This is a genomic window from Paenarthrobacter sp. NPDC058040 (assembly GCF_042885775.1).
Lineage (GTDB): Bacteria > Actinomycetota > Actinomycetes > Actinomycetales > Micrococcaceae > Arthrobacter.
On sequence record NZ_JBHVRN010000008.1, the window covers coordinates 53776 to 79868 of the forward strand.

The following is a 26093-nucleotide window of genomic DNA, read 5'->3' on the forward strand; positions in this document are numbered from 1 at the left end:
TCGTTCGGGGCGCCCGGTGCGCGCCGGACATGGCATTCGCGCTGTTTACAGCAACAGAGGAGATAAACGTGGCGAGCTTTGTAGACCGGGTAGTCCTGCACGTTTCAGGCGGAACCGGCGGCCACGGCTGTGTCTCCGTCAAGCGTGAAAAATTCAAGCCACTCGGCGGTCCCGACGGCGGCAACGGCGGAAATGGCGGCGACGTCATCCTCCGTGTGTCCTCGCAAACAACGACGCTGCTGGACTACCACCACGCACCGCACCGGCATGCCACCAACGGCGGTCCCGGCATGGGCGACTGGCGTGGCGGCAAGAACGGCGAAACCCTGGTCCTGCCGGTGCCCGACGGCACTGTTGTGAAAACCAAGGACGGCGATGTCCTGGCTGACTTGGTAGGCGAAGGAACCGAGTACATCGCCGCCGCCGGCGGCCAAGGCGGCCTCGGCAATGCCTCGTTGTCTTCGCAGAAGCGACGCGCGCCCGGTTTCGCCCTGCTGGGCATCGAAGGCGATTCCAGCGACATCGTCCTGGAATTGAAGTCCATTGCCGATATTGCCTTGGTCGGTTTCCCGTCTGCCGGCAAGTCCAGCCTCATCGCAGCCATGTCCGCAGCCCGCCCCAAGATCGCGGACTATCCATTTACCACCCTGATCCCCAACCTGGGCGTGGTGCAGGCTGGCGACGTCCGCTTCACCATTGCCGATGTTCCCGGGTTGATCGAAGGCGCCAGCGAGGGCAAGGGCCTTGGCCACAACTTCCTGCGCCACGTTGAGCGTTGCGCTGCCCTGGTCCATGTCCTCGACTGCGGGACCCTGGAGTCCGACCGCGATCCGCTCTCCGACCTGGCCATCATCGAGGCCGAACTCGAAAAGTACGCCGTGGACATGAGCTATGCCGGCGTCGACGGGGAAGTTGTTCCCCTGAATGAGCGCCCCAAACTCGTGGTCTTGAACAAGGTGGACCTGCCCGACGGCAAGGACATGGCCGAGTTCGTCCGCCCGGACCTGGAAGCCCGCGGCTACCGCGTCTTCGAAGTTTCCGCCACGAGCCACGAGGGCCTGCGCCCGCTCAGTTTTGCGATGGCCGAAATCGTCAAGGCAGCCCGTGATGCGGTGGAGATTGCCCCACCGAAGGTTGCCCCGCCGGTACTCCGTCCCCGCGCTGTCAATGAATCGGGCTTCCGGATCCGCCGCGAGGAAAAGAACCTCGAACCGCTGTTCCGCGTGCTGGGTGAGAAGCCTGTGCGCTGGGTCAAGCAGACGGACTTCACCAACGAAGAAGCCATCGGCTACCTCGCCGACCGCCTGGCCAAGCTTGGCGTGGAAACCGAACTCTTCAAGGTCGGTGCCAAGCCGGGCGACACCGTGGTCATCGGCGAGGACGACGGCGTGGTCTTCGACTGGGAGCCCACCATGATGGCAGGTGCAGAACTGCTGGCCACGCCGCGTGGCACGGACATCCGGGTTGCGGACATCGGCGATCGTCCTACCCGTTCCCAGAAGCGTGAGGAACAGATCGAGCGCCGCGAGGCCAAGGCTGCCGCCCGCGCCGAACTGGAAGCCGAGCGTAAGGCGGGCATCTGGACGGAGTCCGTCAGCCGCCGTCGTGCCCAGCCCATCAAGGAAAGCAACCTGGACACCGGTGATGACGACTAAAACCGTCGAAACTCCGCAACCTGACATCCACGAACGGCACGCACTTGCCTCTGCGAAGAGGATCGTGGTCAAGGTCGGTTCATCGTCGTTGACCAGCATCAAGGGCGGGATCTCCGAAAAGTCGTTGACGGGTTTGGTCAACGCACTGGCGGAGAAGCGGAACGCCGGTGCAGAGATCATCCTGGTTTCATCCGGCGCCATTGCTGCCGGCCTTGCCCCTCTGGGCCTGGCCAAGCGTCCCAAGGACCTGGCCACCCAGCAGGCAGCGGCAAGCGTGGGACAGGGCCTGCTGATGGCCCGCTACACACAGGCGTTCAGCGCCCACGGCGTCACCGTCAGCCAGGTCCTCCTTACCGCCGACGACCTGATGCGCCGGACGCAGCACACCAACGCCTTCAGGGCCTTGGACCGCTTGCTCAACCTCGGAGTGGTACCGGTTGTCAATGAAAACGACACCGTGGCAACCCACGAAATCCGTTTCGGCGACAATGACCGCCTCGCCGCCCTGGTGGCCCACCTGGTCCGCGCCGACGCGCTGGTGCTGCTTTCCGACGTCGATGCCCTCTACGACGGACCGCCATCCCAGGGTGCGCAGCGCATTCCGTTGGTCCGTGGCCCGCAGGACCTCGAAGGCGTCACCATCGGGAAGGCCGGAAAGGCCGGTGTGGGTACCGGTGGCATGATGACCAAGGTCGAGGCCGCGTCCATCGCGGCCGGATCGGGCATCCACGCGCTGGTCACCTCGACGGCCAACGCCGCCGCGGCGCTGTCCGGCGGGGACGTGGGAACCTGGTTCGCCGTCAACGGAAACCGCAAGCCTGTCCGTCTCTTGTGGCTGGCACACCTGGCCACGGTCCGCGGCCGTTTGGTGCTCGACGACGGCGCAGTGAAGGCCGTGCGCGAACGGCACAGGTCACTCCTGCCCGCTGGCATTGCCGAGGTTTCGGGGGACTTCGAAGCCGGGGACCCGGTGGAGATGGTGGGCCTGGATGGCGCCGTGGTGGCACGGGGGCTGGTGAACTACTCCTCGGATGAGCTGCCGAGGATGCTGGGACGGTCCACGCAGGAACTGGGCCAGGCCATGGGCCGGGGCTACGACCGCGAAGTTGTTCATGTTGACGACCTGGTGCTCCTCAGGAGCGCCCGCTCATCTAAACTTGGAGCATGACTGAAGCGCTGACCCCTGACGCCCCTGTGATTTCCGACGTTTCCGGTTCCGCCGGCCAAACGCCGGAGAGCCCTGCGGCAGGCGCTGTGCCGGTCACGCCGGAGGACGTCCAGTCAGCTGTCTACGCGATTGCCGACCGCTCCCGCAAAGCCGCCCGCCGTATGGGCCAGGCCAACCGCGCCTGGAAGGACCGCGCTTTGCGGGCCATCGGCGCCGCCCTGCTTGACCAGCAGAAGCATGTCCTCGAAGCCAACGCCAAGGATGTGGCGGCCGGACGCGCCAACGGAACGTCCGCCGCGCTCCTGGACCGGCTGACGCTGACTCCCGCCCGAATCGATGGCTTGGTTGCGGCTCTGGAAAACCTTGCCGGGCTGCCCGATCCCGTGGGCAACGTGGTCCGTGGGCAGACCCTGCCCAACGGCCTGCGCCTGCGCCAGGTCAACGTTCCCATGGGAGTTGTGGCCGCCATTTACGAAGCCCGCCCCAACGTTACTGTGGACATCGCCGGGCTTGCCCTGAAGAGCGGCAATGCGGTGATCCTGCGTGGCGGATCGGCAGCAGCCAACACCAATGAGGCGCTGGTGCGCATCCTCCGCGAAGCCTTGGATTCAGTGGGCCTGCCGGCAGACGCTGTCCAGACCGTAGACCAGTTCGGCCGCGAGGGTGCCAACGTGCTCATGCGTGCCCGCGGCAAGGTGGACGTGCTTATTCCCCGCGGTGGACGGGACCTGATCCAAACCGTCGTCACCAACTCTTCCGTGCCCGTTATTGAGACTGGTGAGGGCAACGTCCATATCTTCATCGACGAGTCCGCCGGCGAAGAAATGGCCGTGGATATCCTGCTCAACGCCAAAACCCAGCGGCCCAGTGTTTGCAACACCGTGGAAACGCTCCTGGTGCACTCGGGATCCACGGTGCTTCCCGCCGTGGCGAAGGCGCTGCGTTCCGCCGGCGTCACCCTTCACGTGGACGAAAGGATCGCGGCAGCCTTGGGCGCGGACGTCGAAACCGTACCGGCTGACGACGACGATTGGGCCACCGAATACATGGACCTTGACCTTGCCGTTGCCATGGTGGATAACCTGGATGACGCCGTCAAGCACATCCGCACCTGGACCACTGGCCACACTGAGGCGATCCTGACCAACAACCTGGCCAATGCGGAGAAATTCATTGCCGAGGTGGATTCCGCGGCAGTGATCGTCAACGCCTCCACGCGCTTTACGGACGGCGGTGAGCTTGGTTTGGGTGCCGAGGTAGGCATCTCTACGCAGAAGCTCCACGCCCGCGGACCCATGGGCCTGACCGAGCTGACCACCACCAAGTGGATTGTCCAGGGTGAAGGCCAAGTCCGCGGCTAGCAACGCTGTAACATAGAACAGAAGTCCGAAACGGCGGGAAGGCCCGCCGTCGTCATCCTTTGAGAACCAACTAGGGGAGAAGATGCTGTTTCAGCAGATCGCCATATCCATTGCCGCGCAAACCGAGGGCGGCCACGAGGAAGCTGCGCCTCTGTGGGCAGAGCCGTGGGTCTTTGGCATCGTCATGTTCGCCCTCCTGCTGGTCCTCATGTTCGTGGCCCTCTCCTACACCAACCTCGGCAACCGCCACGAGGCCGTGGAAGAGCACGCTGACCCGCACCGCCAGCACCCGAACAAGCACACGCACAACCCGGGCCACTAACATCATCGCTGCAACACCGCGTGGGGATTCGGGGCGCAGGCTCCGTCTGGGCGTGATGGGTGGAACGTTCGATCCCATCCATCACGGCCACCTTGTGGCTGCGAGCGAGGTCGCTGCCAAGTTCGACCTGGATGAAGTTGTCTTCGTGCCCACGGGACAGCCGTGGCAAAAGTCCAGCAAGAAAGTCAGCAAGCCCGAGCATCGGTACCTGATGACGGTCATCGCCACGGCCTCCAACCCCAGGTTCACTGTGAGCCGGGTGGATGTGGACCGTCCTGGCCCTACATACACCATCGACACCCTGCGTGATCTCCGCCACCAGCGTCCGGATGCCGATCTGTTCTTCATTACGGGCGCGGACGCCTTGGCACAAATCCTGTCCTGGAAAGACGTCGATGAGCTCTGGTCCCTGGCCCACTTTGTAGGTGTGACGCGGCCCGGACACGAGCTGCACAACCTGGGCCGGGACGATGTCAGCCTGCTCGAGGTTCCGGCCATGGCCATCTCTTCAACGGACTGCCGCGACCGGGTGAATGAAGGAAATCCTGTCTGGTACCTCGTACCGGATGGTGTGGTGCAGTACATCGCAAAGTATGGACTGTACGCACCAGGAAGCAGTGCCGGCGAGTTGGCACCAGCGCTGACCGGATCAGACGACCAAGCACGTACTGAATGAGTTTTGAATGAGCAGCCAGGAACAGCGACCCATCCGTAGCAGGCGTGAGCTTCGCCGCGCCCGGGAAGAGCAGGAACAGGCCAACCAGCCGCTGGATACCGCCGGCCCGCCGCCAGTTTCCCAAGCTGCACCGGCAGCACAAGCTGCGGCCGCTCCGAAGGCTGCCGATGCCGCCAAAGCACAGCAAACCGAAGGCAACGGGCGCAACCGTCGCGCTGCGGACGTGCCTGTGGATGCCGTAACGGCGGCTGCGCCTGAGCGCTCATCGCAGATCCGCGCCCGTGACAGGGCCGCTTTGCGGACCATCAAGGAACTGGCCGACAAGGAAGAGCAGCTCTCCGGGGGTGGACCGCCCACGAGGCGTCAGCTTCGGTTGCAGCAGCTCCAGGCTGAAGTGGCGACGTCCGCCAACCCCATAGTTCCGCCGGCAGGTGGGAAACCTGCTGACGTTGCCGGTCCAGCTGAAGTTCCCGGTTCCGGCGCAGGCTCCACGGCCAAACCAGCGGAAAAGCCTGCTCCGGAGGAGTCGGCCGGGCCTGAAATGTCGGTGGAACAGGCCCTTGCGGTCCGTGAGCTGATTGCTGCCCAGGTGCAAAACCAGACTGCCAAGCTGGAACACATCGCGGACCAGGACCCACTTGCGGTGGATCCCGAAGTCCTCGCCCAGCAAATCGCCCTGGCCGAGCGTGCGGCTGTCCTGAACAAGAGGGCCGCAGCCAAGCAGAAGCTGGCCGAGCGTGCGGTGCCCGAAAAGTCCTCGTCGGAAAAGGCGGAAGGCACGGCGACCGCTGCCGAGTCCGGCCCGTCCACCGCGAACAACCTCGCTATGGTCACGCCGCTCGAGTTCGTCAAGGTACCCGGCATCGAGCGGCCGGTGATGAAGCGTCCGAGCACGACGTTCGTGCCGCTCGTGACGTCGCCCAAACCGAAAACCGAACCGCCGGCGGGTAACGGACGCCCCTCCCGGGGCCGGGCCGGGGTGCTTGCCCGTGCCGAAGCGGTGGCCAGGAACGCGCGCAAGCGCAATGCCGCCGTCGTCGATCCGGGGCATGAAGCCGAGCGTCCGCCCGTGTCGGCACGAACCGCCTATGGGCTGGATCCCCTCGATGCCGGCACCGCCGGCCTCGCCAGGGCGCAGCGCAGCCGCCTGCTGCAATATGGAGTCCTCGCGTTGGGGCTTGTGGCACTCATCGTCGGCATCATCATGATCACGAGCGGCTAGTTCCGCTGGAAATACGGCTTAGGCCATCAAAGGCCAATTGGCCATAACAAGGAGTCCCTGTGTCTGCACACGAACAATCCATCACCCTCGCCCGCCACGCTGCGCGGGCCGCGGCAGAGAAGCTTGCCGAGGACATCGTCGCCCTGGATGTCAGTGAACGCCTGGCGCTGACCGACGTCTTCCTGATCGCCTCAGCCCCCACAGAACGCCAGGTCAATGCGATCGTGGACGGCATCGAGGAGGAACTCCTGAAGCAGGACCTTCGTCCGGTGCGCCGTGAAGGCCGTTCCGAGGGCCGTTGGGTGCTCCTGGACTACGCCGACATTGTGATCCATGTCCAGCACGCCGAGGACCGCGTGTTTTACGCCCTTGAGCGCCTGTGGAAGGACTGCCCGGTGGTGGACCTCGAGCTCGGTGACGATGCCTCGGCCAAGGCCGTGGCTGGCGAGGATTCCGACGCCTCCTAGGCATTTCACCTCGGAATATGCCCGATTTGGAATTATCGGAAATGCTGTTCTAAGATATTTGAGTTGCTTCGGCGGGAAGGGCTGCAAAGCCTTGAATCCGGGCAACAAGAATATGGGGCTGTGGCGCAGCTGGTAGCGCACCTGCATGGCATGCAGGGGGTCAGGGGTTCGAGTCCCCTCAGCTCCACCATCGAGATCTCCCTCTTCGCAAGAGCGAAGGGGGAGATTTTTGTTTCCGGGGTGCGCGGGAATATGTGATCCACATCATTCCCCTTCGATTTCGCATCTCAGAACTTTGTGGGTAGTATTGACGAGTTGCTTCGGCAGGAAGGGAAATCTTCCGCCGGAAACAACAAGTCCGGGGCTGTGGCGCAGCTGGTAGCGCACCTGCATGGCATGCAGGGGGTCAGGGGTTCGAGTCCCCTCAGCTCCACTTCGGACAAAAGACCCCGCTCGAGTGAGCGGGGTCTTTTTCGTGGCAGCATCCTGCCTCGGGAGCGGGTGCCTACTCCGGTGGCCGGGCAAATTCCGCAGCGCTGAGGAACTCGACGCCTTGGAAGGGTTCGTCGCCTACAACGCGGGCGTTGTGGCCTGGCGGGATGGTGTAGGAGTCGCCCGCGGAGATGCTGATGCGGTTGCCATCGTTGGTTTCGACTTCCAAGGCTCCGGAGACGCAGAAGCCGACGTGGTTCAGCTGGCAGGAATCGGTGCCCACCACAGGTTTGATGCAGTCGGCCCACGTCCAGCCGGGTTGGAACGTGGATCGTCCGATGGTGTAGTTGCCGACGGTGACGACATCCACCACGGTCTTCTCCGGACGGCGCGTTTCGTCGGGGGAGTTATGTGACTTCACTTGCAGTTGCGTGACAACATTGACAGTCATGGTTTGCTCGCAGGGGAGGGGAGCCGGATCGCTGTTGGTCCCGGTGCCGGGCTCGCGGAGAGGCCGGGGCCAGTGCCCTGAAAGGGTGTTTGTGCACTCTGCAGGAACCACGTTCCTCCCCGGCAGCCGTGAAGTCGAGACACTTTGGCGTACGAAATTCTTACATCTGCAAGAGGAAAAGCACCGTGAAGTTATCTGGGCTGGATTCGCTGTTCGGCACACTGGGCCGCTTTCCTGACGTCGAAGCGGACAACCTCCACGCTTACGATGCCACCGACAGTCTGCTGCTGGACACTGCGGCGGAACTGGTTTCGGCGGATACCCGGCTTGCGGTCATCGGCGACCGCTACGGAGCCCTTACCCTCGGCTCCCTGGAGGGCCTCGGCGTCGCGAATGTACGTGTCCACCAGGACCTCTTCACCGGTCGTGCCGCGCTCGGGCGCAATGCCCGCTCGGCGGGTCTGGAGGGCCGCTATACGGCCCATGAACTGCGTAAGGAGCTGCTGAGGGGCGCCAACCTGGTGCTGCTGCAACTGCCCAAGTCACTGGCGGAACTGGAGGAAGTTGCCGACGCCGTGGCGCGCTTCGCTGCGCCGGATGCGGTGCTGCTCGCCGGCGGCCGCGTCAAGCACATGAGCTTGGGCATGAACGCGGTGCTGGAGAAGTCCTTCTCGACGGTGCAGCCGCAACGCGCCCGCCAGAAGTCGAGGGTGTTGAGGGCAAGCCAGCCCAAAGCCATGCCGGACCGAGCGCCCTACCCGGTGGTTGAGCATCTTGCAGAACTAGACCTTGACGTGTGCGCCCATGGAGCGGTCTTCTCAGGAGCCCGCCTGGACATCGGGACCCGCTTCCTGCTGACCTTCCTGGACCGGATGCCGGCTGCCACCACCGCGGTAGACCTTGGTTGCGGTACCGGGATCCTGGCCACGATGTACGCCCGTCGCTTTCCCGCATCGAAGGTACTGGCTACGGACCAGTCGGCCGCCGCCGTTGCCTCGGCCCGCGGAACCGCGGCCGCGAACGGGCTCGAGGGACGGGTGACCGTTGTCCATGACGACGCGATGTCCTCGTTCGGACCCGGAAGTGCCGACCTGGTCCTGCTGAACCCGCCTTTTCACCTCGGTGCGAGCATCCACGCGGGCGCCGCGCTCAAGCTGTTCGATGCAGCGGCCCGCGTCCTTGCGCCGGGTGGGGAACTCTGGACCGTCTACAACAGCCACCTGCAGTACCGCCCCGCCTTGGGGCGACTCATCGGACCAACAACGGTGGAAGGCCGCAATCCGAAATTCACGGTGACGCGCAGCCTGAAGGCGTAACCCCGGCACGCCAGGCGTGTCATGAAACACGTCAGTGCCTAAGGGGTCACATAGAATTCAGTGTCGTTGGCATCGGCCCTGACTCCGGTTGCTGCGTGCGCACATACCCGTCCGAGCGGGGGTGACGTACGATTCTGACACAGACGAAGTTCAATGAATTGTTTCTCTAGACGAGGGGAATCCGTGACTGAGATCCGGACGCCGGCACCAAGGCGCGGAACGAATCTACCCCGCATGGGCGACTTCAATCTGACGGTGATCCTGGAGGCTATCCGACGGTCTTCCGGAGGACTCAGCCGTGTTGAACTCGCACAAATCGTGGGACTGTCCCCGCAGACCATATCCAACATCTCCCGCCGACTCCTGGATCAGGAACTCATTATCGAGGCAGGCAAGGAAGGAACCGGTCCGGGCAAGCCCCGCACCATACTTCGCTTGAATCCATCCGGCATGTACGCCGTTGGTGTCCACTTGGATCCGGCCGTCATCACGTTCGTGGTCCTGGACCTCCTGGGCGATGTTGTCAGGCATTCACGCATGGCCACCCCGGGTGGCGACCCGGCAGCGGTCATCACGAGCATCGCGCAGCAGATCCAGATCCTCATCGAGGAATCGGGCGTGGACCAGTCCAAGATTGCCGGTCTCGGAGTGGCCGTGCCCGGTCCCATAGACCTTGACGAAGGTTCGGTGGTGGAGCCGCCGCTGCTGACCCGATGGAACCGGGTACGCATCCGCGAGGCCCTTACCGAAGCCACGGGCCTTGAGACATTGGTGGACAAGGACGTTACAAGCGCCGCGGTTGCCGAGACGTGGGCCGGTGGGGCAAGCGGAGCCGGCAGTTTCGTCTTCATGTATATGGGAACCGGCATCGGCTGCGGCCTTGTCCTCAACGATGAGGTGGTGCGGGGTACCTCGGGCAACGCGGGCGAAATCGGCCACATCATCGTAGACCCGGACGGTCTTCCGTGCGATTGCGGACTGCGCGGATGCGTCAAGTCGTCCTGTATTCCGCAGGTGCTGGTTGCCGAGGCCGAAGCCGCCGGTATCCTGGACGGTCACGGCGACGATGACGGCCCCGCTGTGCAGGAGCGTTACGCCTTGCTCTGCGACAAAGCCGACGCCGGAGACGAAAAGGCGATCGCCATCCTGGAGAAGTCCGCCGTCCTCGTGGCTCGGGCAGTTTCGGTGGTGACCAACACTTTGGACGTTGAACGGGTGGTCTTCGGAGGGCCGTTCTGGGGACGGATGTCCAAGTACTTCCTGGGCCGCGTCCCCCAGCTCATTGCACAGAACAGTGCGGCCGGCATGATCCACGGAATCGATGTGGTTGGCTCGGGCGTGGGCGAAGATGTTGGCGCCATCGGGGCAGCGTGCCTCGTCCTGGAACACACGCTTGCCCCGCGGGCCCAAAGGCTGCTGCTGGAAGGCTGATCCCCGTTGTCAAGTCCGCCGGAAGATCAGTCGATGTCTTCGACGATCTCTCCGTACGGAATGGACTCATCCACGTGGGCCTGGTGGCCGGTAGGGCCGTGGTTGTACGTGATCCGCACACCGTGGCGTTGATCCGCGGCAGACTGAAGCAACACCGGCCGGATGGCGTCGTTAACATGCTGGGTCTGGCTGTCGAGGTATTGCTGATAGGCGGCTGGTAGCTGATGCATGGCAAAAGGATAGACCTCCGGAGTCCTCATGGGGAGGGGTACCCATTGCGGGCAAATGCGCTTGCGGTTTGGATAGAGTGGCCGGATGCAGGACCGTGCCGGACACCCGGTGCGGCCTGCTGCTGAACCGAACGCCACCGAGGGGACACCGAGTGCTTCAAAACACCGCAGTTGCTGGAATCGATGCTCCGGAAATGGCGCGTGCCCAGCAGTTGGTTGGCGGCATCGTTCGCAGCTTCGAAGCCAAGGTGGTGGGGCAGGAACAGCTGCGGGAGAGCTTGGTTATCGGCCTCCTCACGGGCGGCCACGTTCTTTTGGAAAGCGTTCCCGGATTGGCCAAGACCACCGCCGCGCACGCCCTGGCCGACGCCGTCAGCGCGGATTTCCGGCGGATCCAATGCACACCGGACCTGCTTCCCAGCGATATTGCCGGAACCCAGATTTTCGATGCGGCCAAGGGGACGTTCGTCACGCAGTTGGGCCCTGTCCATGCCAACATCGTGCTTCTCGATGAAATCAACAGGTCGAGCGCCAAGACCCAGAGCGCCATGTTGGAGGCGATGCAGGAACGGCAGACCTCGATCGGTGGCGAGTCGTATCCATTGCCGCAGCCCTTCCTTGTGTTGGCGACGCAGAACCCCATTGAGCAGGAAGGCACTTACCGTCTGCCTGAAGCCCAGATGGACCGCTTCATGCTGAAGGACGTGCTGGATTATCCGAGTCCCGCGGAGGAAGCCGAAGTCATTCGACGGATCGATGCCGGCGTGTTCGATTCCGGCCGGAAGGCTCCTGCGGCGGCATCCCTGGACGCAGTGGTCCAGGTCCAGGATGTGGTCCGACGTGTGTACATCGACCCGGCCATTGTCCGGTACATCGTGGGCCTGGCCTACGTGACCCGGAATGCTGAACAGTACTTGGAGCCGCGCCTGGCTTCCCTGATCGAGTTCGGTGCAAGCCCGCGTGCAAGCATTGCCTTCAGCCAGGCCGCGCGGGCAGTGGCCCTCCTCAGTGGACGCGACCACGTCATTCCGGAAGACGTCAAACGCCTGGCACACAGGATCCTCAGGCACAGGATTGTGCTGGGTTTCGATGCTGTAGTGGAGGGAATTGCCGTGGAAACAGTCATTGACGCAGTCCTCGCGTCCGTGCAGACCCCGTAGAGGGCCGGTAGTGCCCAGCCTGCTGCAACGCGTCAAGGCGAAGATGTTCATCTTCGCCCATCGCAGGACTACGGCGTTGCTTGACGGCGAGTATGGCTCCGTCTTCAAGGGACGCAGCCTGGATTTCGATGACCTCCGTTCCTACGTTCCCGGCGACGAGGTCCGCGACATCGACTGGAAAGCCACGGCCCGGCACGGATCACCGCTGGTCAAACGCTATGCGGCTGTCCGGCGCCACTCTGTCCTCTTGCTGGTGGACACCGGGCGGACCATGGCCGCCGAAGCCGCGTCCGGGGAATCGAAGGTGGACCTTGCCATGGAAGCTGTCGGCGTGGTGGGGTACCTCGCCTGCCGTCACGGTGACGACGTCGGCCTCCTCCACGGTTCCGCCGAAGCCATCCGTTACCGTCCGCCCCGCTCCGGTGAACACAACCTTGAACTGCTGCTGCACGATGTGCAGGGTGCCGTCAGCGCCTCTGGGCCCGCGAGCGCACTCGCGGACCAGCTCGACTATGCCTTGAGGTACCTGAGGGGGCGGCTCTTGGTAGTCGGCGTCGCCGATGAGTTCATGCCGGACCAGCGAATCGAGGAACTGCTCCGTCGCCTGCGGCTGCGCCATGAGGTTCTCTGGCTGACCGTCAAGGACGCCGATCTTGCGGGGTCGGACCGTTCCAGCCGGGACGTTGGCCGGGGATTCTCGATTCCGGCGGCACTGGCGGGGAACGCCGGAATCCGGCAGGCCTATGATGCGGCCATGGTCCTCCGGGATGGCCGGCGTCGGGACGTGTTTCGACGGTTGGGGATCGCCGAAGAACAGGTGGGGGCCAGCGGAGAGATATTGTCTGCGGTCTTCGCATTATTGGAGCGGCACAAAGCCGGAAAGGTGAACGGTGCAGGATAACCCGGGCTTTTACGGCCCGCTTCAATACAGCCAGGGGTGGTTCTACCTGGGCGCTTTGCTCTTGCTGCTCCTGGCCGCTTGGTACGCCTTGCTCCTGTGGCCCCGCCGCAAGCAGGCCGGCCGGGACCGCGCCGGCGTTCCATCCGACGTGGCAGCACTGCGCAGCGCGTGCCTGCAGGCGATCGATTCCATTGCAGCTGATGCCGACGCCGGACGCCTTCCGGAGCGCGCCGCCCACCAACAATTGAGCTTCCTCGTGCGGGAATTCGCAGGGAACGTAACGGGAAAGCCAACCACCTCCATGACCCTGGAGGAGTTGCGCCGGCACGGTTTGGAACCGTTCGTCAGCGGAATAGCCGGCATCTACCCGGCGGAGTTCGCGCCAGTGACCGGCCAGACTGTTCAGGACTCCGCCGCAGCTGCGCGGCAGGCGGTGCGCGCATGGAGCTGACGTATTGGTGGATTGTCCCTGCGGCTGCGGTGGTAGTGGTGGTCGCATGGGGCATCTACCGCAGGCGCCGGCCCGAGCCCGCCCGGCTTGTGGCCCATGGAAGCCGCCTGACGGCGTTGCCCGAGTACCAACAGGCCCTCCGCAGGCACCGGATCACGTTGGGCCTGGCGCTAATGCTGGGTTCGGTCTTCCTGGCTGCCGCGGTGACGGCGGCGGCCCGGCCGGCGCAGCGCACCACCGAACAACCCGAGGCAAGGAACCGCGACATTGTCCTTTGCCTGGACGTCTCCGGATCCATGACCAGTACCGATGCTGCCTTGGCCGCCGTCTTCCAACAGCTTGCACGGGAGTTCGACGGCGAGCGGATCGGCATGGTGATCTTCGACAGCAGCAGCGTCCAGCTTTTCCCGTTGACCGATGACTACGACTACGCGTCCGGGCAGCTCGCTGAGGCACGGAAGGCTTTGGAAAGCGGTGCTGGTTCGTTCTTTGACGGCACCTGGAACCGTGGAGGATCGTCGATGATCGGCGATGGCCTGGCATCCTGCGTGCAGGCTTTCCCGGATACGGGAGATCGCCAGCGCTCGCGCTCAGTCATCTTTGCAACGGACAACTTCCTTTCCGGGGACCCGATCTTCACGCTGCAGCAAGCCGCTGAATTGGCCAAGAGCAAGAACGCCAAGGTGTACGCCCTCAACCCTGGCGATGTGGACTACGGGAACCGCCCCGATCAGCCGGGAGCCGGCCTGCGGGCGGCGGCGGAAGCAACCGGCGGCAGCTACTTCACCCTGGACAGCCCGGAGGCGGTGCCAGGCATCGTTGCCAAGGTGGCGGCGACTGAAGCCGCAGGCTACCTCCAGGCGCCCCAGGCAGTGATGACCGACTCGCCTGCGTGGCCCCTGGGCATCGCGCTGGCTGCGGGCGCGGGACTGTTGGTGCTCGGTTGGCGGGCCCAGCTATGACGCTCGCTCCCATCATTCCCTGGCCGCTCATAGCCGTTTCCGGTGTTGCCCTGGTCGCGTTTGTCGCGTGGATCATTCTCAAACGACAGCAGTCCCATGCGCAGGTGCGCCGGACGGCGCTCCGGGCAGCCGCCGTCGTGCTTTTGCTTGTCGCCGCCCTGCGTCCCGGCTGGCCCGGCGCAGCGGGCAGGACCGCCGTCGCCGAGCTCGACGTGTTCTTCGTGGTGGACACCAGCACCAGCATGGCCGCGGAGGACTACCACGACGGTGGTACCCGCCTTTCGGGAGTCCAAAAAGATGTGATGGAGGTGGCCAAGGAACTCGCCGGGGCAAAGTTTTCCCTTATCACTTTCGACAGCAAAGCGACCGTGCGCATGCCGCTGAGCCAGGACGCCACAGCACTTCAGACAGCAATAGCCACCCTGCAACCGCAAAATCCCCGCTACGCCGCAGGCAGCAGCATCACCGAAGCCGGCACGGTACTGAAGGACCGCCTTGCCGCGGCGAGGGAGAAGCACCCAGGGCGTCCTGCTTTGGTGTTTTACGCCGGAGACGGCGAGAACACCGCAGCGTCGGCGCCCGGGCGCATGCCGGTGGACTCCTCGACTGTCAGCGGGGGAGCGGTACTGGGCTACGGGACAACGGCCGGCGGCAGGATGAAGGATCCATCGGACCCGCAGGCCGGGTACCTTAAGGACAAGAACGGGTCCGACGCCGTCTCGCGGATCGACGAGGACGCGCTGAGGTCCATCGCCACGCAACTGGGCGTCCCGTACACCCACCGGACGGGCGACGAGGGACCGGGGGAGATGCTCGCAGACGCCAACCCAGGCGAGCTCAGTGTCGGCTCCGATAGCAGTCCTGGACGGGTGGAGGTGTACTGGCTGTTGGCACTGGGAGCTTTCCTGCTCCTCGTCCAGGAGCCCTTACGGTACCTGACAGCCTTGCGGGACCTGCGCGGGTCCGCAGGCACGCCGGGAAGGGAACACGCCCCGTGACGCCCATGGGCAAGGAAGCGAACAATGTACGACGCCGGAAGCGCCGCCTGGCGCTGTGGTCCGCCCCGGCTGCCCTGGCAGCGCTCGCCGTCGCTGCGAAGCTGCTGGGCGTCGGATCCGTGGGTGGGGCAGCTGCGGAGGCATTCGACGCGGGCAACAAGGAGGGGATGTCGCAGGCGGCCGGCTGGCTGCTGTTCGCGAACGTCGTCGAACCGCACAAAGCGCTCTTCGCCTCAGGCGACGCGCATGCCATGGCGGGTGACTTCTCCGCAGCACGCAACGACTTCACGAAGGCACTGGAATCAGGGCCGGGAGCCGATGAATGCAAGGTCCGGGTGAACCTCGCGTTAAGCATCGAAAAGCTGGGTGACGCCGCTGCGGCTTCCCGGGACGCCCAAGCGCCGGCCCTGTACAACGAGGCTTTGGACGTGGTCAAGGCAGCTCCGGCGTCCTGCCACGTGGAAGGTTCCGCCAACGGTGACGGGGAAGGGCAGCGACTGGATTCGGCAGGGGAGCGGCTCGAGGCCAAGAAGGAGTCCAACGCCGGTGATGCTTCAGCGAATGGGCAACCCTCCGGGCAGCAGCCGCCCACCCCGCAACAGGACCAGCTCCAGCAGCTGCAGGAGAGCGCCCAGCGGGCACAACGTGAGCGGGCGGAAGGCCAGGACCGTGAGGGCTACCTTCGTGGCCCCGACGGGCCGGCCGTGGAACGGCCTTGGTGAACGGGCGGGCGAATAAAGTGCTATTCCCAGAGAATCTCGTCGTCCACCACGCCGTCTTCGTCGGCGGCGACCACCAGGGTTTCGTCCGTGAAATGCGAACCGAGGGTGAAATCCAGCACAAAGTAGCGTTCGGGCTGGCCCGGGTAGATCGCCACATGGCCAAGCTTGAGGGCCTTGAGGAAGACGTCGTTGGTGAGTTGGGCCTTGTCCCTTACCCCGAAGACCGACTCAAGCTGCTCTTCCTTGAGTTGCGTGCTGTGGAAGTGCAGGAATTGTTGGGGGTTGGTACCGTCCTGGTCCAGTTCGTCGGCAATCATCTCGCGGACCTGGTCCACCAGTTCGGGGAGGAACCGCAGACGGTAGTCCACCTTGTGCAGGGCGGCCTCGTCGAAGTGGTCGTGCGCCGTGACATTGAGGTCCAGCTCCAGGGCGTTGCCGGCTATTTCGTGTTTGGCCACGAAGCAGTGTTCACGCCCGTGATTGAGCTCGATTTCCCCAAAATGTGTGCTCGCTACCTTGCCCATGTGATCAATCTAACCCCATCAACCAGAGGGTTCCAGCACTTGGGAATATTTCACCGCCGACGTTGGGGAGCCTTCGACGGCGCGGGTTTGAGCGGCGGCAGGCCGGCCTTTCCGGACGTTCCCCGCAAGGTGTCTGCAAGGAGTTGGGTAAAGAGCTGTACCTGCGCTGTGCGCTTCTCGTTGATGAGCAGCGCGAACACGTTCCGGGCCAGCCTGATGTCCGGAACGTCAAGGACCACGACGCCGGATGGCCGGTTCCGCAGGGCCAGCTCCGGCACCAGCGAGGCACCCAGTCCGGCTGCCGTCATTTCCAGGCTCGCGTGGAAGTCGTCGCTGTAGGCCACCACCCTGGGATGCAGGTTGCAACTGGCGAAGAGGCGTTCGATCACCAGGGCATCGCTCGTGCCGGGGTGGTGCACAATCCAGGGCATGTCTGAAAGGTGTCCCGCTTCGATCTCCGCGTCTTCGCGGATCTTCCAGGAAGCCGGGAGCACAACGCGGAAGTTGTCATCGCCGATCCATTGGCGTTCCAGGGAATGCGGCCAAGCGAGGCCGGATTGGCCCACCTGGTACACCAATGCCACGTCCAGTTCTCCGCCTGTCCGGAGACCTTGGATGGTCTGGGCAGGTTCGGCCACGGAGACTTTCAGTTCTATGCCCAAACCGTTCCACCTGTCGTTGCGCAGGATGTCCGGAAGCACGTAAGTGGCGAGGCTCGGGAAGATGCCAAGCCTCAGTTCCTGGGCGGGGGCATCGGTGGTCCGCGACGCGGCAGCCATGAGTGCTTCCACATCCGTCAGGACCTTGGAGGCATGGCGGGTCATGGTGACTGCTGCCTCGGTTGGCACCACGCTTCGGGCTGAGCGCTGGAACAGCTCCACGCCGGTGTCCCGTTCCAAAGCGGCCATCTGCTGCGAAACGGCGGAGGCCGTGTAACCAAGCTGTACGGCCGCCGCCGCGAAGGACCCCAGCCGGGTAACCTCCAGCAGGGTCCGGAGGTGGAGAAGATTGACCATCAGAGGATTTTAGCTGTTCGCCACGCCACATTTTTCAAAGTGTCACGACACGCCGGGAGCAGGCGACACGCGGGAGATTAAATGTGGCTAAGTAGTCCACAGGGTGTGGATTTCATCTCTCACTTTGGCGGAAACACGGACATTTTGAGGCCCCTTGCCTGTGGACGGCCGGTGGATTGAATGACATACTTGTAATACATCATCTTGGGGTCCCGGCGAGGCGCTTGCACTACATGTAGTATCGATTTACGGATTGAGCGGGAAACCAGCGCAAGACTAAATAGAGCGTGTTGGCTGTCACGGCAGCCCGCGGGCCGTCATCGGATGCAGTACATGGTTCCGGTTGAGCCCGCCAGATACGAAGAGCTACAGACTTCAACTAAGGGGACAGGGATCATGACCGTAACGGTTTACACGAAGCCGGCCTGTGTTCAGTGCAACGCAACCTACCGGGCGCTCGACAAGAAGGGCATCGCCTACCAGAGTGTCGACATCTCCCAGGATGCCGAGGCCCTTGAGCGTTTGAAGGCACTCGGTTACATGCAGGCACCGGTCGTGGTAACCGAGCAGGACCACTGGTCCGGATTCCGCCCGGACAAGATCGAGGAACTGGCGCAGACCGTTTCCTCTTCCGTGGCCTAAAGGTTCATCCACCACGACGCCACATCAGACAAAGAATTCCTATGTAGTCGAGGTGACTCCCATGGCACCGCTGGCAGCGGCAACCGTACGCAACCGCACGGAAGCTGTCACCACCAGGAGTCACCTCATCTACTTTTCCTCCACCTCCGAAAACACCAAGCGCTTTGTCCAGAAACTGGGCAGGGATGCCGCGCGCATCCCGCTCTACGCCCAGGACGCGCCGCTTCAGGCCCTTGAACCCTTCGTCCTTGTACTGCCCACATATGGCGGCACCAACGGTGAAGGCTCCGTGCCCAAGCAGGTCATCAAGTTTCTGAACAACCCGCGGAACAGGGAACTGATCCGCGGTGTTATCGGAGCGGGGAACACCAACTTCGCGGACAACTATTGTGCAGCCGGTGACACCATCGCCGCCAAGTGCAAGGTGCCGCATCTCTACAGGTTTGAACTCATGGGGACGCCCGAAGACGTCGACCGGGTCAATCAAGGATTGGAAAAGTTTTGGACACGACTGTCGCAGAAACAGAAGTAACCGGGGGCGCTGTGGATACGGCCAAGAAGCCACTGCCGGAGGCCTATAAGGGCCTTGGCTATCACGAGCTCAACGCGATGCTGAACCTGTATGGCGCCAATGGCGAGATCCAGTTCGAGGCAGACCGCGAAGCCGCACACCAGTACTTCCTGCAGCACGTGAACAACAACACAGTGTTCTTCCACGACCTGGAAGAGAAGCTCGACTACCTGGTGAAGAACCAGTACTACGAGCGCGAAACGCTGGACCAGTACACCATGAACTTCATCCGCGACCTCTTCAACCGCGCGTACAAGAAGAAGTTCCGCTTCGAGACGTTCCTCGGCGCTTTCAAGTTCTACACCTCCTACACGCTGAAGACGTTTGACGGCAAGCGCTTCCTTGAGCGCTACGAGGACCGTGTGTGCATGGTTGCCCTGCACCTCGGCCGTGGCAACGAGGAACTCGCAACCCGCCTGGTGGACGAAATCATCGATGGCCGTTTCCAGCCCGCCACCCCGACGTTCCTCAATGCCGGCAAGGCCCAGCGCGGCGAACTCGTGTCCTGCTTCCTGCTCCGCATCGAAGACAACATGGAGTCGATCGCCCGCGCCATCAACTCTGCCCTCCAGCTGTCCAAGCGTGGCGGCGGCGTAGCCCTTTCACTCACCAACATCCGTGAGCACGGCGCACCGATCAAGCAGATCGAGAACCAGTCTTCGGGCGTTATCCCCGTGATGAAGCTCCTCGAAGACAGCTTCTCCTACGCCAACCAGCTCGGTGCCCGCCAGGGTGCAGGTGCGGTGTACCTGCACGCCCACCACCCGGACATCCACCGCTTCCTGGACACCAAGCGTGAGAACGCCGATGAGAAGATCCGCATCAAGACCCTCTCCTTGGGTGTTGTTGTACCGGACATCACGTTCGAGCTCGCCAAGAAGAACGAGGACATGTACCTCTTCTCTCCGTACGACGTTGAGCGCGTTTACGGTGTGCCGTTCTCCGACATCTCGGTGACGGAGAAGTACTACGAGATGGTCGACGATTCCCGGATCAAGAAGACCAAGATCAGTGCCCGTGAGTTCTTCCAGACCCTCGCGGAGATCCAGTTTGAATCCGGCTACCCGTACATCATGTTCGAGGACACAGTGAACCGGGCCAACCCGATCGATGGCAAGATCACCATGAGCAACCTCTGCTCGGAGATCCTGCAGGTTTCCTCGCCGTCCATCTACGCCGAGGACCTCAGCTACGAGACCGTGGGCAAGGACATTTCCTGCAACCTCGGGTCGATGAACATCGCCAAGACCATGGATTCGCCGGACTTCGGGCTCTCCATCGAGACTTCCATCCGTGCGCTCAGCGCTGTTTCGGACATGTCCTACATCAACTCCGTGCCGTCGATCGCCCAGGGCAACGCCCAAAGCCACGCGATTGGTCTGGGCCAGATGAACCTCCACGGCTACCTTGCCCGCGAGCACGTCCATTACGGCTCCGAAGAAGGCCTGGACTTCACCAACATCTACTTCTACACGGTGCTGTTCCACGCCCTCCGCGCTTCCAACAGGCTGGCCATCGAGACGGGCCAGACGTTCGGCGGTTTCGAGAAGTCCACCTACGCATCCGGTGAGTTCTTCGACAAGTACACCGAGCAGGAATGGGTTCCGGAAACGGAGCGCGTCCGCGAACTCTTCGCCGGCCACCACATCCCCACCCAGGATGATTGGCGCGAGCTGAAGGCGTCGGTGATGGAGCACGGTATCTACAACCAGAACCTCCAGGCTGTTCCGCCCACCGGATCCATCAGCTACATCAACAACTCCACCTCGTCGATCCACCCGGTGGCCGCCAAGATCGAAATCCGTAAGGAAGGCAAGATCGGCCGCGTCTACTACCCGGCTCCGTACCTGACCAACGACAACCTGGAGTACTACCAGGATGCCTACGAGATCGGCTACGAGAAGATCATCGACACCTACGCCGCTGCCACGCAGCACGTGGACCAAGGTCTGTCCCTGACGCTGTTCTTCAAGGACACCGCCACCACGCGCGACATCAACAAGGCGCAGATCTACGCATGGCGCAAGGGCATCAAGACCCTCTACTACATCCGTCTCCGCCAGCTCGCGCTGGAAGGGACCGAGGTTGAGGGTTGCGTCAGCTGCATGCTGTAGTCAACCACGCTGAAAACTAAAGAGTACGACGGCGGGTGCCCACCCGCCGTCGTACGCTTACCTTAAAGAACCCAACGCTAAAGGGGATGACATGACCGAGAAGGTCAAGCTGCTGAGCCACGTCGAAGCCATCAACTGGAACAAGATCCAGGATGACAAGGACGTGGAAGTCTGGAACCGCCTGGTCAACAACTTCTGGCTCCCGGAAAAGGTGCCGCTGTCCAACGACGTCCAGTCGTGGCACACGCTGACGCCGGAAGAGCAGCAGCTCACCATGCGCGTCTTTACCGGCTTGACCCTGCTGGACACCATCCAGGGAACCGTCGGCGCTGTCTCCTTGATTCCGGACGCACTGACCCCCCACGAGGAAGCCGTGTACACCAACATCGCCTTCATGGAGTCGGTGCACGCGAAGTCCTACTCGTCCATCTTCTCCACCCTGTGCTCCACCAAGGAGATTGACGACGCCTTCCGCTGGTCGCTCGAGAACGAGAACCTGCAGAAGAAGGCTCAGATCGTCATGGACTACTACCAGGGCGACGATCCGCTGAAGCGCAAGGTTGCTTCCACGCTGCTGGAGAGCTTCCTGTTCTACTCGGGCTTCTACCTGCCGATGTACTGGTCCTCGCGCGCCAAGCTCACGAACACGGCCGACCTCATCCGCCTCATCATCCGCGACGAGGCCGTGCACGGTTACTACATCGGCTACAAGTTCCAGAAGGGCTTGGAGAAGGTTTCGGAGGCCCGCAAGCAGGAGATCAAGGACTACACCTTCGAGCTTCTCTTCGAGCTGTACGAAAACGAAGTCCAGTACACCCACGACCTCTACGACGGAGTCGGCCTGGCTGAGGACGTCAAGAAGTTCCTGCACTACAACGCCAACAAGGCCCTCATGAACCTCGGCTACGAGGCCATGTTCCCGGCATCGGTCACCGACGTGAACCCGGCCATCCTCTCTGCCTTGTCCCCGAACGCCGATGAGAACCACGACTTCTTCTCCGGTTCGGGCTCCTCCTACGTGATCGGCAAGGCCGTGAACACGGAAGATGAGGACTGGGAGTTCTAGTTCTTACTTTCTCTTCTGGAGTTTGATTGGTGAGGCCCTCGAGCAATGGCTCGAGGGCTTCACCTTTTTCGTCATGAAGACCAGACCTCGGACACTGCCAACGTGAGGGGTTACTGGCGTTCAGTCGAACACGCATGATTTCCCACAGAGTCAACCCAAAGTCTGGCCAGCCAGAGCCAGCGTGCCGAGAGGGTGATCCGTGCAGGACGGTGCTTTTTCCCATGCCATCGAACGAGTACCACAGGATGTAGAGCAATACAGGAAAGGGTCCTCAAACGGTTAATCCAGCCCTCGATAGTTAGCTCGGCGGGCCTGCTGGCTGCCTGGTTGATATCGAATGCCCCCAACTTCTCCGGTGGTTTTGTGCTGCGTGGGTTGCCCGGCTCGTCGATCCTGGCAAGCTACGGCGTACTCGGGACCCTGGTGGTGGCCGTCCAGCTTCACGCACGCGCGTTGAGAAGGTCGGGCAAGCGGAGACATCCAGGACCCACGGAGTTTCTGGATTGGATGTGCTGGATCATCTTGCTCGCAGTGTGCGCGCTGACCACAGTCTCGATCACTCAGCACGTTGCCTTGGGAACTCCTCCGAACCCAGCGCGGATAGACATCCTTGGTGTTGCCGGATCCTTCGTTTTCGGTGCACTCATTGCGTTGTTCGCCAGTGATGCGGCCGAGCATGCCAAGCTGCTGGAAGGCCAGTCGCGCTCCTACGACGCCGGGAAAGTCTCCGACGCAGCGGCACGACTCGCAGCCCTGCCAAAGGGCAGACCCTCGTCCTCCGTGTGGGTTGGACAACTCATCCTCCTGGCGGTGGCATGCCCGGCCCTCAGCTGTGCAGCAGCCGCGGTGTGGGTGGGTCCCCAAGCAGTGTTTCCTACGTTCGTTGGGTCGCTGCTGACCGTAGTTGCTGTCACGCTCCATATTCCCCGCCTTTGTGCTTTTTGGTACGCGAAGAAGTGGTGGTCCCTGGCAGGCAGCCTGCTCTGTGGCTGGTTCTACTGGGTGCTCTTGGGCCTGGCATTTCTGATGGCGGGCCTCGACATGGCGGCGGAAGGCCGGTTCGGCACGGAAGCAGTTGATGTGTTCGGCAAACTGCTTCGCCCCACGGCCCTGTATGTGCTGGTGACTGCATTGCCCTTCTACGTGGGTCTATGGATGTGCGGTACGTCATCCCGTGGGCGTGGATTCATGGCCCATTTGGCTCTGCGTCGAGCCGTCAGGCACATGCACAAGCTCAGGCACTTGCCTCTTCGTCCTGTCTTACCGCGACATCTGTTGGCCGTCCGCCGCATACTGGGACAAGGGTTGAAAGGCATCACCACTGTTCACCGTCGCTCCTTAACGCTGATCCTTCTCTGTGCGATCGGTGTGGCGCTCGCTGTCGTGATCGCGTGGTTGTCGTACTTTGGACCCCACGCGCTTGCCTCAACGTTTCCGGACCTCTGAGGGCAAGGCGAGTTGGGCGGATTCCCGAAAGGCAAGGTCATGACGAAGTACCTCATCTCATTTCCCGGCGAGGCGATGGACATCCCGGATGGACAGTTCCAGGCAGTAGCCGACGCCGCACACGCAGTGATTGAGGAAGCCAAGGACGCAGGCGTCTACGTCTTCGGTGGTGGCATCAATGAGGACGTTGAGCCGATTCGGGTCGGCGCTGATGGCACGGTTCAGCCCGGCACCTATCCGGGGCATACGGTACCCAACGGTGGTTACACGGTTCTTGAGTTGCCCACGCGGGAGGTTGCGGTTGATTGGGCAGCGAAGATTGCCGTGGCGTGCCGCTGCCCTCAGGAGCTGAGGGAATTCCAGTACGACCCCGCGAGCTAGGTTCTTCGATGCCCGGGCAACGGGGGCGCGGTTGAGTGGTAGCTGTGTCCGGTGGGTGTGGTCACGTGGAGTGTGTGGCGTTTGCCCGGTTGGGGTTTGGCGCTCCATCCGGGGTTTTCTTTGGTGTGGTTGCAGTGTTCGCAGAGGCCGGCGGCGTTGGTGAGGGTGGTTTGGCCGCCTTGGGCCCAGGGGATGATGTGGTCGTAGTGGCGGATGGGGGCGTCGCAGTAGGGTGTCCGGCAGAGGTGGTCGCGGGTTTCGACGAAGCGCCGCATCCCGGGAGGGAAGAAGCGGGCTCGGGAGTCGGTGGCGAGGAGTTCGCCCGTAACCGGGGCTGTGTAGAGTCGCCTCAGCCAGACGTTGAAGTCCCTGAGCTGGCTATCGCCCTGCCCCGTTCCGTATGTGCCGCGAGTGAGGAGTTGTCGGGCCCATTCGGCTGGAACGACTCCGTACCCGGTCAGCCGTGCGGGTTCGCTATCGCCTTGGAGGAGTGTGCGGTCGGTCATGACGATGTGCAGGTCGATGCCGGAGTATCCCGAGGGGGTGCCCGTGAGGCGTTCGACGAGGGTGTCCGCCATGACCTGGCCCTTGGATCTCGTGTCGCCCTCGGATCGGGCGGTGCCGGCTGCCTGGGTGAGGGCGGCATAGACCGCGACTCCTTGGGCCACCGGCAGCAGTGCGGTGAGGTACGTCATGGTGTCCGGGGCCGGGCGGAGGCCGACGTGTCGTTCGGTGGCGGCGTGGGCTGCGCGTTGGGTAACGGAACGGGGGTCGCGGCGGTAGGCGGCTGCTTTGGCGGCGGCGATGATGGCTTTGTCTCCGGCTCCGTCGAAGGTTCCGGTGTCCGGGGCGAGTTCGTCGTCCACGGCGCAGCGGTCTTCGGCGGACAGGCAGGCGGTTTCCTTGACGAGGAGGGTGGCCCGCCACTCGTTGAGCTGTCCGGTTTCGAGGGCTCTGAGGGTGCGCGGCATTTCGGTGACCAGCGCTTTTGCAAGTCCGAGGAGGCGGGAACCTTTGTTCGGCGATTCGCGGCGGGCGAGGGCGACCTGTGCCGCGCTGCCGCGGCCCCGCTCCGCCGCTGGCACGCCGGCTTCGGCCTGCTCTTCCCGTTGGGCAAGATCGAAGGCCACCGCGATCTTCGCCTGCAACGCTGAAATCGCGGATTTCATGTCTTCCAAGACCCGCAATTGGTTTATCAGGTCCTGGCTCACAGCCTTGGCATCAGCGGCTTGGTTCACGGAAGATCCGGGCACTGAAACGAGCGCGGTGCCTGCTTCGTTTCCGTGATCGCTGTCCATATCCATACTCTGCCAGCCGGCACTGACAATTTAGCGTTCCCATCAACCCGACCCCACTGAACCCTCCGGACCTTGTCCACGTCCTTAAATGAGGGGAGGCTATTTGGCATCCAGGGGAGGACCACCATGACACAGCAGTTGGAGAAGTTCGAGAAATACCTGATCGAAGAGTTCTACGACGACTATCGGGCCGGTGAGATGTCGCACAGGACGTTTACCCGGCGGGTCGCGTTCATCATGGGCAGCATGACAGCGGCGGCAGCGGCCATGACGTTGGTGGGCTGCACACCCGACGAGGTTCCCAAAAGCGGTGATCCGATGCCAACACCGAACACCGCAAGCTCGGCGACAGGCGGGGGAGCCACGACAGCCACCACCGCCGTTCCCAACGCCAAGAGCCCGTTGTCCGTTCCTGAAGGCACGGCTGGGCTGAGCACAGGGACGGTCTCACTCCCGTCCCAGGGAACTGAAATCACCGGCTACCTCGCCCGTCCGGAAGGCGGCAAACCCGGCCCTGCTGTGCTGGTTTGCCACGAGAACCGGGGTCTTACCCCGCACATCCAGGATGTTGCACGACGGTTTGCCAAAGAGGGTTACGCCGCACTGGCTCTGGACTTGCTCAGCAGGGAGGGCGGCACGGCAAACATGGACCCGGACGCTGTCCCCGGCGCATTGACGCAAGCGGGATCCCAACGTCACGTCAACGATTTCAAGGCCGCCTTCGATTACCTCAACGGACAGGAGTTTGTAGAAGAAGGGCGCATTGCCATGGTGGGCTTTTGCTTCGGCGGGGGCATCACTTGGCAGGCCAGCACGGAGATCCGGGGCCTGAAAGCGACGAGTGCGTTCTACGGACCCGCTCCGGATCTGGCCAAGGTCCCCACGATCAAGCCTGCCGTGTTCGGTGTCTACGCCGAGAAGGACGCCCGCATCACCGGCCCGATGCCCCAACTCAAGGAAGCGTTGGACAAGACGAGCGTCAAACACCAGCTCAAGGTCTATCCAGGAGTGGACCACGCCTTCCACAACGACACCAGTGATCGCTATGTGGAGGCACAGGCCACCGAGGCCTGGAACGACACGTTGGCTTGGTTCAAGGACAACGTCTGA

The 26093-nt window shown here is 63.0% G+C and carries 27 protein-coding genes and 2 tRNA genes; 24 read left to right on the forward strand and 5 right to left on the reverse strand.

Translation table 11 applies throughout. The annotated features are described in order from the left end of the window. Positions 1–68: 68 nt before the first annotated feature. The 9 genes from obgE (at position 69) to ACFVSJ_RS12580 (ending at position 7304) form a co-directional block, all read left to right on the forward strand. Complete coding sequence (obgE, locus tag ACFVSJ_RS12540) at positions 69–1655, forward strand: GTPase ObgE (RefSeq protein ID WP_387437126.1); 1587 nt, start codon at positions 69–71, stop codon at positions 1653–1655. Next, the gene (proB, locus tag ACFVSJ_RS12545) at positions 1645–2823 is read left to right on the forward strand and encodes a glutamate 5-kinase (RefSeq protein WP_387437127.1); all 1179 of its coding nucleotides are present in this window, start codon (positions 1645–1647) and stop codon (positions 2821–2823) included. Before obgE ends, proB begins: the two co-directional genes overlap by 11 nt. Continuing rightward, positions 2820–4184: a glutamate-5-semialdehyde dehydrogenase gene (locus ACFVSJ_RS12550; protein ID WP_387437128.1), complete on the forward strand. Its 1365-nt coding sequence runs from the start codon at positions 2820–2822 to the stop codon at positions 4182–4184. The genes proB and ACFVSJ_RS12550 overlap by 4 nt, the downstream gene beginning before the upstream one ends. An 82-nt stretch (positions 4185–4266) precedes the next feature. Then, complete coding sequence (locus tag ACFVSJ_RS12555) at positions 4267–4506, forward strand: hypothetical protein (protein ID WP_387437129.1); 240 nt, start codon at positions 4267–4269, stop codon at positions 4504–4506. A 46-nt stretch (positions 4507–4552) separates the two neighbouring features. Continuing rightward, on the forward strand, positions 4553–5182 hold the full coding sequence (gene nadD, locus ACFVSJ_RS12560; RefSeq protein WP_387437346.1) for a nicotinate-nucleotide adenylyltransferase: 630 nt from the start codon (positions 4553–4555) through the stop codon (positions 5180–5182). A 7-nt stretch (positions 5183–5189) separates the two neighbouring features. Next, complete coding sequence (locus ACFVSJ_RS12565; protein ID WP_387437130.1) at positions 5190–6404, forward strand: hypothetical protein; 1215 nt, start codon at positions 5190–5192, stop codon at positions 6402–6404. 59 nt (positions 6405–6463) lie between these two features. Further along, complete coding sequence (rsfS, locus tag ACFVSJ_RS12570) at positions 6464–6871, forward strand: ribosome silencing factor (RefSeq protein ID WP_387437131.1); 408 nt, start codon at positions 6464–6466, stop codon at positions 6869–6871. Between the two features lie 114 nt (positions 6872–6985). After that, positions 6986–7061 (forward strand) — tRNA-Ala (locus ACFVSJ_RS12575). 170 nt (positions 7062–7231) lie between these two features. Further along, a tRNA-Ala gene (locus ACFVSJ_RS12580) sits at positions 7232–7304 on the forward strand. Between the two features lie 72 nt (positions 7305–7376). Here ACFVSJ_RS12580 and ACFVSJ_RS12585 read toward each other — a convergent pair. Then, positions 7377–7754 carry a cupin domain-containing protein gene (locus ACFVSJ_RS12585; RefSeq protein ID WP_387437132.1) on the reverse strand — a complete coding sequence of 126 codons (378 nt, stop codon included), beginning with the start codon at positions 7752–7754 and terminating at the stop codon, positions 7377–7379. 185 nt (positions 7755–7939) lie between these two features. Between ACFVSJ_RS12585 and ACFVSJ_RS12590 the strand changes: the two genes are divergently transcribed. After that, complete coding sequence (locus ACFVSJ_RS12590; RefSeq protein ID WP_387437133.1) at positions 7940–9070, forward strand: class I SAM-dependent methyltransferase; 1131 nt, start codon at positions 7940–7942, stop codon at positions 9068–9070. A gap of 234 nt (positions 9071–9304) precedes the next feature. Next, positions 9305–10501, forward strand: a complete 1197-nt coding sequence (locus ACFVSJ_RS12595; protein WP_387437134.1) for an ROK family transcriptional regulator — start codon at positions 9305–9307, stop codon at positions 10499–10501. 26 nt (positions 10502–10527) lie between these two features. Here ACFVSJ_RS12595 and ACFVSJ_RS12600 read toward each other — a convergent pair whose 3' ends face one another. Continuing rightward, positions 10528–10731, reverse strand: coding sequence for a hypothetical protein (locus tag ACFVSJ_RS12600; RefSeq protein ID WP_387437135.1), 204 nt, complete (start codon positions 10729–10731; stop codon positions 10528–10530). A 152-nt stretch (positions 10732–10883) separates the two neighbouring features. Here ACFVSJ_RS12600 and ACFVSJ_RS12605 point away from each other — a divergent pair, with 152 nt between their 5' ends. Genes ACFVSJ_RS12605 through ACFVSJ_RS12630 form a run of 6 tightly spaced genes read left to right on the forward strand, consistent with a single transcriptional unit; the run spans position 10884 to position 15925 of the window. Beyond that, entirely contained in the window at positions 10884–11891 is a 1008-nt protein-coding gene (locus ACFVSJ_RS12605; protein WP_387437136.1) for an AAA family ATPase, read from the forward strand. Between the two features lie 10 nt (positions 11892–11901). Continuing rightward, positions 11902–12792, forward strand: a complete 891-nt coding sequence (locus ACFVSJ_RS12610) for a DUF58 domain-containing protein (RefSeq protein ID WP_387437137.1) — start codon at positions 11902–11904, stop codon at positions 12790–12792. Beyond that, positions 12782–13243, forward strand: a complete 462-nt coding sequence (locus ACFVSJ_RS12615) for a hypothetical protein (RefSeq protein ID WP_387437138.1) — start codon at positions 12782–12784, stop codon at positions 13241–13243. The genes ACFVSJ_RS12610 and ACFVSJ_RS12615 overlap by 11 nt, the downstream gene beginning before the upstream one ends. After that, positions 13234–14205, forward strand: a complete 972-nt coding sequence (locus ACFVSJ_RS12620) for a VWA domain-containing protein (protein ID WP_387437139.1) — start codon at positions 13234–13236, stop codon at positions 14203–14205. Before ACFVSJ_RS12615 ends, ACFVSJ_RS12620 begins: the two co-directional genes overlap by 10 nt. Further along, positions 14202–15203 carry a VWA domain-containing protein gene (locus ACFVSJ_RS12625; RefSeq protein ID WP_387437140.1) on the forward strand — a complete coding sequence of 334 codons (1002 nt, stop codon included), beginning with the start codon at positions 14202–14204 and terminating at the stop codon, positions 15201–15203. The genes ACFVSJ_RS12620 and ACFVSJ_RS12625 overlap by 4 nt, the downstream gene beginning before the upstream one ends. 5 nt (positions 15204–15208) lie before the next feature. Beyond that, complete coding sequence (locus tag ACFVSJ_RS12630) at positions 15209–15925, forward strand: hypothetical protein (protein WP_387437347.1); 717 nt, start codon at positions 15209–15211, stop codon at positions 15923–15925. A gap of 20 nt (positions 15926–15945) precedes the next feature. On the opposite strand, the gene ACFVSJ_RS12635 is transcribed toward ACFVSJ_RS12630, so the two are convergent. Both ACFVSJ_RS12635 and ACFVSJ_RS12640 read right to left on the reverse strand, forming a co-directional pair. After that, positions 15946–16449, reverse strand: coding sequence for a DUF2004 domain-containing protein (locus tag ACFVSJ_RS12635; RefSeq protein ID WP_387437141.1), 504 nt, complete (start codon positions 16447–16449; stop codon positions 15946–15948). A gap of 50 nt (positions 16450–16499) precedes the next feature. After that, on the reverse strand, positions 16500–17465 hold the full coding sequence (locus ACFVSJ_RS12640) for a LysR family transcriptional regulator (protein WP_387437142.1): 966 nt from the start codon (positions 17463–17465) through the stop codon (positions 16500–16502). A gap of 396 nt (positions 17466–17861) precedes the next feature. Between ACFVSJ_RS12640 and nrdH the strand changes: the two genes are divergently transcribed. The 6 genes from nrdH to ACFVSJ_RS12670 all read left to right on the forward strand — a co-directional run bounded on the left by nrdH (position 17862) and on the right by ACFVSJ_RS12670 (position 23685). Next, complete coding sequence (nrdH, locus tag ACFVSJ_RS12645) at positions 17862–18107, forward strand: glutaredoxin-like protein NrdH (protein ID WP_387437143.1); 246 nt, start codon at positions 17862–17864, stop codon at positions 18105–18107. A gap of 61 nt (positions 18108–18168) precedes the next feature. Next, complete coding sequence (gene nrdI / locus ACFVSJ_RS12650) at positions 18169–18639, forward strand: class Ib ribonucleoside-diphosphate reductase assembly flavoprotein NrdI (protein WP_387437144.1); 471 nt, start codon at positions 18169–18171, stop codon at positions 18637–18639. 11 nt (positions 18640–18650) lie between these two features. Continuing rightward, complete coding sequence (gene nrdE, locus ACFVSJ_RS12655; protein ID WP_387437348.1) at positions 18651–20792, forward strand: class 1b ribonucleoside-diphosphate reductase subunit alpha; 2142 nt, start codon at positions 18651–18653, stop codon at positions 20790–20792. Positions 20793–20883: 91 nt separating this feature from the next. After that, positions 20884–21858: a class 1b ribonucleoside-diphosphate reductase subunit beta gene (nrdF, locus tag ACFVSJ_RS12660; protein WP_216925513.1), complete on the forward strand. Its 975-nt coding sequence runs from the start codon at positions 20884–20886 to the stop codon at positions 21856–21858. Between the two features lie 327 nt (positions 21859–22185). Further along, positions 22186–23304 (forward strand): hypothetical protein, encoded by a 1119-nt coding sequence (locus ACFVSJ_RS12665; RefSeq protein WP_387437145.1) that lies wholly within the window; start codon positions 22186–22188, stop codon positions 23302–23304. A 39-nt stretch (positions 23305–23343) separates the two neighbouring features. After that, complete coding sequence (locus ACFVSJ_RS12670) at positions 23344–23685, forward strand: YciI family protein (RefSeq protein ID WP_387437146.1); 342 nt, start codon at positions 23344–23346, stop codon at positions 23683–23685. Here ACFVSJ_RS12670 and ACFVSJ_RS12675 read toward each other — a convergent pair. Then, a complete protein-coding gene (locus ACFVSJ_RS12675) occupies positions 23682–24983 on the reverse strand; it encodes an HNH endonuclease (RefSeq protein WP_387437147.1) in 1302 nt (433 codons plus the stop codon). The genes ACFVSJ_RS12670 and ACFVSJ_RS12675 overlap by 4 nt on opposite strands. 126 nt (positions 24984–25109) lie before the next feature. Between ACFVSJ_RS12675 and ACFVSJ_RS12680 the strand changes: the two genes are divergently transcribed. Next, on the forward strand, positions 25110–26093 hold the full coding sequence (locus ACFVSJ_RS12680; RefSeq protein WP_387437148.1) for a dienelactone hydrolase family protein: 984 nt from the start codon (positions 25110–25112) through the stop codon (positions 26091–26093).

Coding starts and splice junctions, on each gene's coding strand:
- ACFVSJ_RS12625 (WP_387437140.1), top strand. CDS start 14,202: ATGACGCTCGCTCCCATCATTCCCTGGCCGCTCATAGCCGTTTCCGGT.
- ACFVSJ_RS12675 (WP_387437147.1), bottom strand. CDS start 24,983: ATGGACAGCGATCACGGAAACGAAGCAGGCACCGCGCTCGTTTCAGTG.
- nrdF (WP_216925513.1), top strand. CDS start 20,884: ATGACCGAGAAGGTCAAGCTGCTGAGCCACGTCGAAGCCATCAACTGG.
- ACFVSJ_RS12635 (WP_387437141.1), bottom strand. CDS start 16,449: ATGGGCAAGGTAGCGAGCACACATTTTGGGGAAATCGAGCTCAATCAC.
- ACFVSJ_RS12600 (WP_387437135.1), bottom strand. CDS start 10,731: ATGCATCAGCTACCAGCCGCCTATCAGCAATACCTCGACAGCCAGACC.
- ACFVSJ_RS12680 (WP_387437148.1), top strand. CDS start 25,110: ATGACACAGCAGTTGGAGAAGTTCGAGAAATACCTGATCGAAGAGTTC.
- ACFVSJ_RS12555 (WP_387437129.1), top strand. CDS start 4,267: ATGCTGTTTCAGCAGATCGCCATATCCATTGCCGCGCAAACCGAGGGC.
- ACFVSJ_RS12585 (WP_387437132.1), bottom strand. CDS start 7,754: ATGACTGTCAATGTTGTCACGCAACTGCAAGTGAAGTCACATAACTCC.
- ACFVSJ_RS12620 (WP_387437139.1), top strand. CDS start 13,234: ATGGAGCTGACGTATTGGTGGATTGTCCCTGCGGCTGCGGTGGTAGTG.
- proB (WP_387437127.1), top strand. CDS start 1,645: ATGACGACTAAAACCGTCGAAACTCCGCAACCTGACATCCACGAACGG.
- nrdH (WP_387437143.1), top strand. CDS start 17,862: ATGACCGTAACGGTTTACACGAAGCCGGCCTGTGTTCAGTGCAACGCA.
- ACFVSJ_RS12670 (WP_387437146.1), top strand. CDS start 23,344: ATGACGAAGTACCTCATCTCATTTCCCGGCGAGGCGATGGACATCCCG.
- nrdI (WP_387437144.1), top strand. CDS start 18,169: ATGGCACCGCTGGCAGCGGCAACCGTACGCAACCGCACGGAAGCTGTC.
- ACFVSJ_RS12565 (WP_387437130.1), top strand. CDS start 5,190: ATGAGCAGCCAGGAACAGCGACCCATCCGTAGCAGGCGTGAGCTTCGC.
- ACFVSJ_RS12595 (WP_387437134.1), top strand. CDS start 9,305: ATGGGCGACTTCAATCTGACGGTGATCCTGGAGGCTATCCGACGGTCT.
- ACFVSJ_RS12550 (WP_387437128.1), top strand. CDS start 2,820: ATGACTGAAGCGCTGACCCCTGACGCCCCTGTGATTTCCGACGTTTCC.
- ACFVSJ_RS12640 (WP_387437142.1), bottom strand. CDS start 17,465: ATGGTCAATCTTCTCCACCTCCGGACCCTGCTGGAGGTTACCCGGCTG.
- ACFVSJ_RS12630 (WP_387437347.1), top strand. CDS start 15,209: ATGGGCAAGGAAGCGAACAATGTACGACGCCGGAAGCGCCGCCTGGCG.